The sequence below is a fragment of the Leisingera aquimarina DSM 24565 genome, assembly GCF_000473165.1.
GTDB classification, from domain to species: Bacteria; Pseudomonadota; Alphaproteobacteria; order Rhodobacterales; family Rhodobacteraceae; genus Leisingera; species Leisingera aquimarina.
Genome location: NZ_KI421504.1, coordinates 2267020 through 2277061 on the forward strand (window position 1 = coordinate 2267020; position 10042 = coordinate 2277061).

Consider the following 10042-nt stretch of genomic DNA (forward strand, 5'->3'; position numbering starts at 1 on the left):
TAATCGAAGCAGAAATCTCCACTGAAGTTACCAAAGGTATCGAATGGACAAGCTGAAGAAGATGGCGGTCTTTGCCCGAGTGGTGGAGCTTGGCAGTTTCGCTGCCGCCGCTGCAGACCTGAATGTGACCCCGGCCATTGTCGGTCGGCATGTTGCGGATCTTGAGTCACTGCTGGATTTGCGCCTGATCAACCGCACCACCCGGTCGATGGATGTGACAGAGGCTGGGTTGCGTTACTACCAGGGCAGCAAGTCCATGCTGGAACAGATCGCTGTGCTGGAGCAGGAGGTTTCTGACCCCCAGGGCGCGCAGCTGTCAGGCGTGATCCGGATCGCCGCGCCCGAGGGGATCGGCACCCCGCTGTTGCTGGACGCTGTTGAGAGCTTTCAGGCCAGTCATCCTGAGGTTCTGTTCGACCTTGTGTTTCAAAACGAACAAACCGACTTTGTCAGCACCGGGGTGGACCTTGCGATCCGATTTGCCACTTCGCTTGAAGACAGCTCGCTGATTGTCAGCAAGCTGGCCGAAACCAGGTTGGCGCTGTTCGCCGCCCCGGCCTATCTGCAAACGCATGAGGCGCCGGCGACGGTCGCAGAGCTTGAGGCGCACAGCTGCATCGCCTTTGGCGGCTCGCGTTTCGGAAACAGCTGGCCCATGGTCACTGAAACGGGGGTTAAGAAAGTACGGTTCTCTTGGCGTCTGGTGATGAACCAGACCCACACCTACCGCGAAGCGTTAGTCCGGGGGATGGGCATCGGGTTGTTGCCGGAAATTATGGCCACCGACCTGGTTGAAGGCGAGCAGCTTGTCCCGATTGCTCTGAAGGGGCGCTTTCCGGAGGTCGGCGTCTATGCAGTATATCCAGGCAAGTCATTCCAGCCACATCGAGTTCGCAAGTTTCTGGATCACTTGCGTCAGCGCATACAGAGCCGGAGCCAATGAAGTGTGGCGTTCATTTTTTGGTGCCGTGCGGCGACCGAGGAGGTGATCTTCGAAAAGCGAAGGCCTTTCAAGGGAGTACTTCTATAGTTCAGCGTGAAGCAGTGCCTCCTCAGAGGGTGTAACATGTCAGGAGAACTTGATAAGTGACCTTGAAGGTGTATTTTGATCCTTGAGTTGGCGCCACACCATGATCCGTCGCAGATCCGGGCCTGCGCACAATCAGTCTGTGGATGGAGCTTGGCGCGAGGCAAAATAAAATTCGTTGGGATGCTCATCATCTCTACGTCAAATTTGCGGGGCAGACGATCGTAGATATTGTCCTTGCATAATTCGAGGAGAAGAGAAGATGACAAACACTCGGATTCACCCCGTAACCAGACAAGTTCTGACTCGACAGGCCCGGCTGCAAACTGTCACCTTCGGATCCTTGAGTGCGGAAGTTGATGTTCCAGGATGGTATCCAGAGGATGACAGTGACTCGATCCACTCGGGGCAAGACTTTGATAAGAAAGAAGAAGTCTTTCAGGAGCTTCGGCAAGCCTACGGAAAACGAGTTCGCAAGATTCGAAAAGACCTCAAACTAACCCAAGTTGAGGCTGGTAGAATAATAGGCGGTGGACCCCGCGCTTTTCAGAAATATGAAAGAGGCGTTATGGCTCCCAGCGAAGCGGCCATTGGGCTCCTGGAAATACTCTCTGTGGATCCGGGTAAGCTCTCAATCCTGAAAGACGTCAGAAAATTCAATTCTTCGATCAACGAAGGTGTTGATGCGAGGAGGGGTGGTGGCGGACACTCCCGGAGAGATCCCGCTTCGGCGTGGGCAATCGACAATCTGACCGAAAGTGCGGTCTCGGCAACCTGAAACACTGCTGGCGAGTGGTTTTGGAGCGTTCGTGACTGGCTCTCACTGCGTTGGTTGAAGGGAGAAATGAGTAATGGATGATGATAGGGCGCGGATTTACGAAATTAACAAGATTCTGAAGATGCACGGTCTTGATCACGGCAAGCGAGAGGCAGCCTTTGACCTCTGAGCGGCCCCGCTTGAGTGGTCCAAGTTGAAAGTTAGTGCATGGTTGGCCTTTGGTCTACCGGAACAATGGCCTCTGGAGCCGGTGGGCGGTAGCCCAGAGCACTGTGTGGTCGTCTGGTGTTGTAGTGTTTTCTCCAACTTTCGATGATGATCTGGGCTTCCCGCAGCGAGTAAAAGACCTCACCGTTCAGCAGCTCGTCGCGCATGCGCCCGTTGAAGCTTTCGCAATATCCGTTCTCCCACGGTGACCCGGGTTCGATGAATGCGGTCTTAGCCCCAACTGCTTTGATCCAGCCTCTGACGGCCTCAGCTATGAATTCGGGGCCGTTGTCAGACCTGATGTAAGCAGGCACGCCCCGAAGAATGAACAGGTCGGTCAGAACATCAATGACCTCGGTCGAGTTCAGCTGCCGCCTCACCCGGGTCGCCAAACATTCCCGACTGTGTTCGTCCAGAATATTCAATGTCCTGAACGCTCGACCATCGTCTGTTCGATGATGCACGAAGTCGTACGACCAGACGTGATTGCGATACTCTGGCCGCAGCCGAACACACGAACCATTGTTGAGCCAGAGCCGCCCTTTCTTGGGCTGTTTCATGGGAACCTTTAGCCCCTCTCGCCGCCATAGACGTTCGACGCGCTTGTCGTTCACCTGCCAGCCTGCGTCTCACAGCAGAGCGGCAATCCGACGGTAGCCATATCGACCATACTGACGTGTCAGCTCGATCATGTCCTCGACCAGGCGGTCTTCGTCAGCACGCCCAAGTGGCAACCGGCGCTGCGTGGATCGGTGCTGGCCCAAGACGCGGCATACACGGCGTTCGGAAATCTTGATTTGGCTACGCACATGATCGATGCAGGCACGGCGGCGCGAGGGGCTCAGAAGTTTCCCTTTGCGGCCTCTGACAGGATCAGTTTGTCGAGTGTAAGATCTGAAACGGCACGGCGAAGGCGCTCGTTCTCCTTCTGGAGCCGCTTCAGTTCCTTGAGTTGTTCTGTGCCCATTCCGCCGTACTTCTTCTTCCAACGGTAATAGGTTTGTTCCGTCACACTGATCTGCCGAATGGCGTCTATTCGGGGCATGCCTTGCCCCATCAGCACTTCAACCTGCCGTAACTTCACGACAATCTCTTCAGGCTTGGGTCTCTTAATCGCCATCTATGGTCCTCCGCTTTCCTAATCATAGGGGCGGACCACTTCATTGGGGGAGGCTCACCAGCATCGAAGCTCACAATGCTTCTCTGAAGGCGATGGAATACCTCCAGCACGGTGCGATCCGGTCGATTGATGAGGTTCTGGGCGCCATGGATCAAACGGGCGGCTGACCCCCGGCCAAGGACGACGACAATGCAGACCAACAGCAACCTTGCAGCCGCAGGGCTGGCGATGGCGGCCTCCGCCATCCTCAGCTTCATCGACAACTTCGTATTTGCTGTCTCTCAGGAGGCCGGGCTCTGGCAGTTCCAGCTGTTCCGCACGCTCTTTGCGGTGCCCATGCTGCTTCTCGGCGCGCATCTGCTGCGCCAGCCCCTGCGGGCGGTGAACCTGCCGCGGCTATCCTTGCGCAGCGCGGCAGTATCCATCGGACTGCTGATCTACTTTGCCGCTCTTGGCACGCTGCCCGTTGCGCAGGCCGGTGCTGGACTGTTCAGCGCGCCGATCTGGGTGCTGCTGCTGTCAGCGCTCCTGTTCGGCACGCGGCTGAGCGGCCTGCAGCTGCTGGCGATTCTGACAGGTTTCGGCGGCGCGCTGATGCTGCTTCAGCCCGACTTTGCGGGGCTGACGCCTGCCTCGCTGATGCCGCTGGCCGCGGGTCTTTTTTACGGGCTCGGCATGCTGCTGACGCGCCACATCTGCGCAACCGAAAGCGCCCCGGCACTGGCAATGGGGATCTTCCTTTTCATCGGCACGGCAGGCATTGTCATGCTGGCCGTTGTCAGCCTGATGCCCGGTGCCGACACTGCCGGGCCCTTCCTGACCCGCGCCTGGGTCTCGCCCAGCCCGCGCTTTCTATGGCTGACCCTGTTCCAGGCCGCCGGGGCCGTGGTGGCCGTCTCGCTCATCGCCCAGGCATACCGGATCGGCACGCCGGCTTTCGTATCGGTCTTCGAATACTCCTTCCTCATCTTCGCCTGCCTCTGGGGCTTTCTGCTCTGGGGCTCGGCGGCTACCAACCTCGCTTGGGCCGGGATCGCAGTGATCATCGCCTCCGGCCTGGCCATGTCCCTCCTGCAAAAAAAGATGCCTGATGCCCACGCCTCCCTCCGACCTTGCCATGGTGCCTTTTGTCTCTGTCGAACACATGATGGGCCTTGTCCACTACATTGGCATCGAACGTCTGCTGCAGGATCTGGCCGCCGAGATCGAGAGCGATTTCAAACGCTGGGAGAGCTTCGACAAGACCCCGCGGGTGGCCTCCCACTCGCCTGTCGGTGTGATCGAGTTGATGCCCACCTCGGATGGCGAGATGTACGGCTTCAAATACGTGAACGGCCACCCCAAGAATGCCAAGGAGGGGCTGCAGACCGTCACCGCCTTCGGCCTTCTGGCAGAGGTCGACACCGGCTATCTGAAACTGCTGACCGAGATGACGCTGCTGACCGCGCTGCGCACCGCGGCGACCTCGGCCATGGCGGCGAAACACCTGGCCCCCAAGGGCGCGAACTGCATGGCGATGATCGGCAATGGCGCGCAGGCGGAGTTCCAATGCCTCGCCTTCAAGGCCGTCTGCGGCATCGGCACCGTGCGGCTTTACGACATCGACCCGGTCGCCACAGAAAAGGCGGCCCGCAACCTCGCGGACCGAGGCCTCACCGTGGTTACCTGCAAGAGCAGTGAAGAGGCGATGGAAGGCGCGGAGATCATCACCACCTGCACCGCTGACAAGCAGTATGCGACGATCCTTACCGACAACATGGTCGGCCCCGGCGTCCACATCAACGCCATCGGCGGCGACTGCCCCGGCAAGACCGAGCTGCACCGCGACATCCTGCTGCGTTCGGACATCTTCGTCGAATACCCGCCGCAGACCTTGATCGAAGGCGAGATCCAGCAACTGGAGAAGGGCCACCCCACCACCGAGTTGTGGCAGGTGATCACCGGCCGGCGGGAGGGCCGCAAGGACGCCCGCCAGATCACCCTGTTCGACAGCGTGGGCTTCGCAATCGAGGATTTCAGCGCGCTGCGCTACATCCACCGCGCAATTCAAGGCACCGGGTTCTACGCTGATCTGGACCTTCTGGCCGACCCGGATGATCCCCGCGATCTGTTCGGCATGCTGACCCGAGCGAAAGGCTGACCTCTATGGACCTCAATTCACGCCAGATTCTCGACCGTCTTGTGTCCTTCCCTACCGTCAGTTGTGAAAGCAACCTCGCGCTGGTGGATTTCGTCGAGGGTTACCTGCGGTGGCATGGGGTGGCGCCTGTCCGCGTGCCGTCCCCCTGCGGCACCAAGGCGTCCATCTTTGCCCATATCGGACCTGAGGTTGAGGGCGGCGTGGTGCTATCGGGCCATACCGACGTGGTGCCGGTCGAAGGCCAGGACTGGAGCAGCGATCCATTCACGGTGACGGAGCGGAACGGCAAGCTCTATGGCCGCGGCACCTGCGACATGAAGGGTTTCGATGCACTGGCGCTGGCCGCAGTGCCGTTGGCGCGGAAAAGCCCGCTGAAGCGCCCGATCCAGATTGCGCTGAGCTATGATGAAGAGGTCGGTATGACCGGCGCGCCGCCGATGATCGACCGCATGCTTCAACGCAGGTTTCCTAAGGCGGATGCAGTGATCGTGGGCGAACCTTCGATGATGCAGGTGGTTTCGGGCCATAAGGGCGGCTTCGGCTACATCGTTGATGTGCGCGGACATGACGTGCATTCCTCGATCATGCACGAAGGCGTCAGCGCGGTGATGATGGCGGCAGAGCTGGTCAGCTGGGCCAACCGCGTGAACGCGGCAAACGCCGTCCGCACTCCCGGGCCGCTGGATGCGGGTTTCGTGCCTCCCTACACCACCGTCCACGTGGGCACCATCAAGGGCGGCACCGCCCATAACATAACCGCCCGCCATTGCCGCTTCGAGATCGACTTCCGCGTAGTCCCGGGCGAGGACCAGGGCCAGTGGGAATCCCGTTTCGAGGCTGAGGCCGCCCGGCTGGACGCGCAAATGAAAGCAGTTCATCCGGAGGCCGGGATCACCTTTTTGCAAGACTTTAACGCGCCGGGATTGGCCCCTGAACCAAATGGTGCTGCCGAGGAGTTGGCCCGTCGCCTGACCGGCGACAATTCCGCCCGTGTTGTAAGCTATGCCACCGAAGGCGGCCTGTTCCAGCGGAGCGGCTATTCCACGGTCATCTGCGGCCCCGGCGATATTGCCCAGGCGCACCAGCCGGACGAATATATTCTAATGGACCAGTTCCAAGAGGGATGGCGGTTTATGGAGAATTTGATCAACGATTGCTGCCGGTGATAGGGCAAAGCACATCCGCCTCAACAGGAAAGATTCATTCACAATGCGGACTTGCCTCGATCATCCGCGCCGATGCGAGGGGCTGCCAGGCGCTAGCGGCCGATATTGGCTCCTTCACGGTCATCGGAGGTAGCGCAGCATCCAGCCGATTAGGTTCCGGCTAGGCGTTGAGGAGGGCCCTTTGCTGCCGTTGGCCACTGCGTTCCTCCGCTGCACTGCGGCTCGTCATTGCGGACTTTCGCCGCGACGCCGAAATCTGATGCTGCGTGAATTCACACACTGCGGGACCTTGCTGCCGTTCGCTGCAGATGCAGCATGAACGACCTGGGGCGGTCGCACTGCGCAGGAAGCGCCCTTTGCAAATTCGGCCGTTTGGCGCAACCAGCCGAGGTTTTGTGCTGCGGCGCAGCCCGCCGTTTCAGCCGTTCGCTGCGACTGCGAGGTTCTGGAGCCGGTGAACTCACACAGTGCCGCACAAAGCGCCAATTCGCGGCGGTTAGATTGTGCCGGGCGGAACGCGATTCTTCGTGTGAAGCGCATCAAAGCCCGGTTTTGTTCGCCTTTCTCAATAGTGCCGGTTCATTGCCCTTTCTTGAAGTGCGCAGCAAGCGGGGCCAGGGCGGCATCTATGACCAGCGGGTCTTCATAGAATTGCAGCTGGTTGGCACCTTTGATCCAATAAAGTGCCTTGTCTGCTGCAGGAATCGTATCGAACAGCTGACGGGGGATCATTGGACCTGATGCAGCCTTGTCGCCATGCACCATCAGTACAGGCGTTTGAAGCCTGGTGACCGTTTCATTGATTTTCCAGCCCCAGATAACTTCTTCGCTCATCGCGGTGATGCGGTTTTCCCACCCGCCCCGATAGGCAAACCAAGGGGCGCGGTTGTCCCAAGGCGCGTACCACTGCGCTATGAGTTCAGCTGTCAGCAAGGCCTCGTCCGATCCAATAATCGGAATATAGTGGACCTCGCCGCTTTTTTCGTAGACAGCCCGCGCTTCGGCTGCACGCTCCATACGTGCAGCAATCGCTTGGTCATCCCCCAAATAGAGTGTTGCCGTGGCGGGGGTCAGATAGTGGCCGGCCACGATGCCAAGCGCTGACACGCGGCGGTCACGAACCGCGGCTTCTATCGCCCAGTTCACACCCTGGCAAATGCCCAAAACACCAAGCTTGTCCTGTGCCACACCGTCCTGCGCGGACAAAAATGTCAGGGCGGCGCCGATATCTTCTATCTTTGCCTCGCCGGATTCAAAGCGGCGCGGCTCACCCGAGCTGGCCCCGTGATAGCGTGGATCAAAAATCAGCACGGCCAGCCCCTGGCGGGCCAAGCGCGTGGCGTATTGCACCGGTGACTGCTCTTTCACAAAGGCCACCGGGCCAACCACTGCCACAGCTGGAAAAGGTCCCTCGCCGGGAGGCATGAAAAGTTTCCCGGCCAGTGTCTCGGCACCGCTGGGAAAGGTCACATCGCGGACTTCATACATCGGTGAAGCGGTCGTTTGCGCCGCAGCAGGAAGGCTCGCGGCAACTGCCGAGCCCGTAATCAGCCCGGCAAACATTCTGCGGGTTACATCCATCTTCAGTCTTCCTTCGGGTCATTGAGACACGTCTTCGATCACAGTCTCACTGTGAAAGCGCGTTCCATCATTTGTGATGTAATTGACAAACAGCCGGTTGCGCTGAATGTCGAAGACATCCACCACGTTTCCATCAACCTCGGTGAAGGCAATCACAAAGACGCCTGGGCGCAGATCGGTATGGACGATCTCTTCCTCACCCGAGGTGCCGGCAGTGCCATCCGGGGCCTCAACGCGCGTCCATCGAATGCGGTCCGGGGCGATAAAGTCCATGCGGATGCGATACCCGGACACCGCGTATTCATAGCTTTTTCCGGTTACGTCGTTGATTGCGCTGAGTTCTGCGGTCCAGCTTGTGTCCTGGTCTGCGGCATTAGCAGGATCTGAGGCTGCCACCGTGGCAGCAAGCAGCGCGGCGGAAACGAGTGCGGGTTTGAACATGGTCGATCCTTAGAGATTGATTGGGGCGGGAGTTTCGCCAGTATTCTGGCTCAGGACTTTTTGGTGTTTTTAGCTTTGACCTTGCCTGTGGCTCCGCCCTGGCTTTCGCTCTGGTCAACAACGCCGTCACCATTGGTGTCGGCGGCATCGAAAATACCTCTGTGGCGGTCGAGGAAGGCCTGCGTGCGCTCGATACCCGTGGCGTGGCTGTCCACGAATTCCTCGAAGGTGACAACACCGTCGCCATTCAAGTCCTGGGTTGCGGTCGAGACATCGGCATGTGCAGAACTGGCACCAAAAGCCAAAGTGCCGACAGCAACGATCAAAAGGGCTTGTTTCATGGGATCTTCCTCATCAGGGCTAACTTCGATGAAGGTTAAATGCGCTTGGATTGACATAATCGGAATGACGGTATTAGCATGGCCATCATGCAGAAAATGAATGCAGATTTGGCCTCGATGGATTTTCGCGTTCTGCGGTTTCTACGGCTTCTGTTGCAAACCGGCAGCGTGACCCGCTCGGCGGAACTGCTTGAAATCAGCCAGCCGGCCGCCAGCCGCATTCTTGCACGCATTCGCGATCTGACTGGCGATCCGCTGCTGATCCGAACCCAGGCAGGGTATCAGCTGACGGATCATGCATTGTCCCTACAGGCGCCGGTGCTTGATGCCATCAATTCAATCGAGGCTGTTTTTCAGCCGCCGCATTTCAGCCCGGAAAACTCCCGCCACTGTTTTCGGATTGCAGCCACCGACTATGCAGCAGCCTGTGTGATTGGGCCGCTTATGGACCGGCTGGCAAAAACTGCGCCGCATATCCAGGCCAATGTAACGCCCTTGGTGCCGAACAGTTTTTCAATGATATTGGAGGGTGAAATCGATTTCGTCTTCTATGCTGGGCTGAGAGTGAAGGGCGATCTGATCGTCAAGAAGCTGTTCACCGACAGCTATGTCCTGCTCATGCGCAAAGGCCATCCACTGCTTGAGCTTGCAAACCGGAAAGGCTTCCTTGATCCACCGGATATCGCACCTTACCGGCAGATCGAGTTCAGTTACCCGACTGTAGACCGTCTGCGCGCGGACACTGTCATGCGCATCGAGCGCGATGAGGCGCCAGCGATGCTTTCCGTGCCATTCTTCACCGCCATGCCGTTTCATGTGGCAAACAGCGATGCCGTCGCAGCCGTTCCATCGCGATTGGGTGAGCAACTCTCGGCTTTCTCCAGCGTCGTCTCTGTACCGTTCAGATCGGGAGCGCAGTTTCCATATTACCTGCTTTGGCACGAGCGCGGGCAATTCAATCCGGCGATGCGCTGGTTCGTTGACGAAGTCGCCCGGACGGTTGCCTGAAAGTTCTGCAGCGTCAATTATTATTGCGTTCTGGCACAAGAACATCCGTAACCGGCGTCAGCGCCCCACGTTGTAGCGCCTATCCGGTGCTGCGAGATCTTGCACAACTCATAGTGGGGAGTGCGTTTCGCAATGTGCGCTACAAATTCGTTTCTCAAATCGTTGGGCGTCGAGATCTACGCGTCGGGTCACCGGCGGTGGCCGGATGAAGCCAAGGCCCAGGCAGTGGCGGA

General features: G+C 58.7%; 9 protein-coding genes and 2 pseudogenes. 6 read left to right on the forward strand and 5 right to left on the reverse strand.

Going from position 1 to position 10042, the window contains the following annotated elements; translation table 11 throughout:
• The first annotated feature begins 43 nt into the window (after window positions 1–43).
• Both AQUI_RS0115260 and AQUI_RS28150 read left to right on the forward strand, forming a co-directional pair.
• Window positions 44–943 carry a LysR family transcriptional regulator gene (locus AQUI_RS0115260; protein ID WP_027258273.1) on the forward strand — a complete coding sequence of 300 codons (900 nt, stop codon included), beginning with the start codon at window positions 44–46 and terminating at the stop codon, window positions 941–943.
• A 346-nt stretch (window positions 944–1289) separates the two neighbouring features.
• Window positions 1290–1805 carry a type II toxin-antitoxin system MqsA family antitoxin gene (locus AQUI_RS28150; RefSeq protein WP_051371913.1) on the forward strand — a complete coding sequence of 172 codons (516 nt, stop codon included), beginning with the start codon at window positions 1290–1292 and terminating at the stop codon, window positions 1803–1805.
• Window positions 1806–2005: 200 nt separating this feature from the next.
• On the opposite strand, the pseudogene AQUI_RS28155 reads toward AQUI_RS28150, so the two are convergent.
• A pseudogene (locus AQUI_RS28155) lies at window positions 2006–3132 on the reverse strand (IS3 family transposase).
• Between the two features lie 228 nt (window positions 3133–3360).
• Between AQUI_RS28155 and AQUI_RS32520 the strand changes: the two are divergent.
• Window positions 3361–3723 (forward strand): annotated as a pseudogene (locus tag AQUI_RS32520) (EamA family transporter); the annotation flags it as partial.
• Window positions 3724–3794: 71 nt separating this feature from the next.
• On the opposite strand, the gene AQUI_RS0115285 reads toward AQUI_RS32520, so the two are convergent.
• Window positions 3795–4100, reverse strand: a complete 306-nt coding sequence (locus AQUI_RS0115285; RefSeq protein ID WP_156916845.1) for a hypothetical protein — start codon at window positions 4098–4100, stop codon at window positions 3795–3797.
• 122 nt (window positions 4101–4222) lie between these two features.
• On the opposite strand from AQUI_RS0115285, the gene AQUI_RS0115290 reads away from it, so the two are divergent.
• Together AQUI_RS0115290 and argE are read left to right on the forward strand one after the other, a co-directional pair.
• Complete coding sequence (locus tag AQUI_RS0115290; RefSeq protein ID WP_027258276.1) at window positions 4223–5272, forward strand: ornithine cyclodeaminase; 1050 nt, start codon at window positions 4223–4225, stop codon at window positions 5270–5272.
• Window positions 5273–5277: 5 nt separating this feature from the next.
• On the forward strand, window positions 5278–6438 hold the full coding sequence (gene argE, locus AQUI_RS0115295) for an acetylornithine deacetylase (protein WP_035920025.1): 1161 nt from the start codon (window positions 5278–5280) through the stop codon (window positions 6436–6438).
• A 579-nt stretch (window positions 6439–7017) separates the two neighbouring features.
• Here argE and AQUI_RS0115300 read toward each other — a convergent pair.
• From AQUI_RS0115300 to AQUI_RS0115310, 3 genes are read right to left on the reverse strand one after another with little or no spacing between them, the layout of a single operon-like run.
• Window positions 7018–8019, reverse strand: a complete 1002-nt coding sequence (locus AQUI_RS0115300; protein WP_027258278.1) for an alpha/beta hydrolase — start codon at window positions 8017–8019, stop codon at window positions 7018–7020.
• An 18-nt stretch (window positions 8020–8037) separates the two neighbouring features.
• A complete protein-coding gene (locus AQUI_RS0115305; protein WP_027258279.1) occupies window positions 8038–8460 on the reverse strand; it encodes a MoaF-related domain-containing protein in 423 nt (140 codons plus the stop codon).
• 50 nt (window positions 8461–8510) lie between these two features.
• Window positions 8511–8801 carry an EF-hand domain-containing protein gene (locus AQUI_RS0115310; protein WP_027258280.1) on the reverse strand — a complete coding sequence of 97 codons (291 nt, stop codon included), beginning with the start codon at window positions 8799–8801 and terminating at the stop codon, window positions 8511–8513.
• A gap of 78 nt (window positions 8802–8879) precedes the next feature.
• Here AQUI_RS0115310 and AQUI_RS0115315 point away from each other — a divergent pair, with 78 nt between their 5' ends.
• The gene (locus tag AQUI_RS0115315; RefSeq protein ID WP_027258281.1) at window positions 8880–9809 is read left to right on the forward strand and encodes a LysR family transcriptional regulator; all 930 of its coding nucleotides are present in this window, start codon (window positions 8880–8882) and stop codon (window positions 9807–9809) included.
• Window positions 9810–10042: the final 233 nt, after the last annotated feature.